The sequence below is a fragment of the Nostoc sp. KVJ20 genome (assembly GCF_001712795.1).
In the GTDB taxonomy this organism is placed as follows: Bacteria; Cyanobacteriota; Cyanobacteriia; order Cyanobacteriales; family Nostocaceae; genus Nostoc.
Genome location: NZ_KV757864.1, coordinates 1 through 699, shown reverse-complemented (window position 1 = coordinate 699; position 699 = coordinate 1). Strand labels below are relative to the sequence as shown.

Here is a 699-nt window from a genome sequence, read left to right as displayed (position 1 = left end):
GAGTGAAGAACTTTTAGATAGCAAATTTACTAAAACTAATCTTCAAAATAAACTACAATCATCTGCTTTTTCTGTAGTTCATCTAGCGACTCACAGTCAATTTAGTTCTAATCCTGAAAAAACTTTTATTCTCACTTGGGATCAACTGCTCAATATTGAAGATTTAGTTGATTTACTCAAGCGAAATAACTCAAATTATTCTAATTATATTGAATTACTAGTTCTTAGTTCGTGCGAAACTGCTACAGGCGATCGACAAGCAGCTTTAGGATTAGCTGGAATCGCTGTCAGAGCCGGAGCAGAAAGTATAGTGGCAACTTTATGGTCAATAGATGATTTTTCTACTAGTGAAATTATGAATTACTTGTATCAAGAATTAAACAAAGGAACAACTAGAGCTAAAGCACTTCAGCAAGCCCAATTAGCTCTATTGAAAAAAGAAAAGCGTCCTTATTTTTGGGCAACTTTCGTGTTATTAGGAAATTGGCTTTAACTCACTTCGTTGGGAGCAATGCGAATTTATGAATCTTTTGATGAATTCATTTCGGGAGTTTCAACCAATGGCTAAAGTTGGCGCATACTGGAGAAGCATGGAGGTAATCGGGGCGGCGGGGAAAACCTAGAAATCCTAACCGTGCTACTTTCTTGCACTGTTAGTTGGATTATTCTACAGCCATACCCGCTAAAGTTGTGGTGATG

Annotated in this window: 1 protein-coding gene; it reads left to right on the top strand. The window is 37.1% G+C overall.

Annotated features, from left to right (window positions below):
- Positions 1 to 493, top strand: a 493-nt coding sequence (locus A4S05_RS38345) for a CHAT domain-containing protein (protein ID WP_141699953.1), incomplete at its 5' end; no start/stop codon positions are given.
- Between the last annotated feature and the right edge of the window lie 206 nt (positions 494 to 699).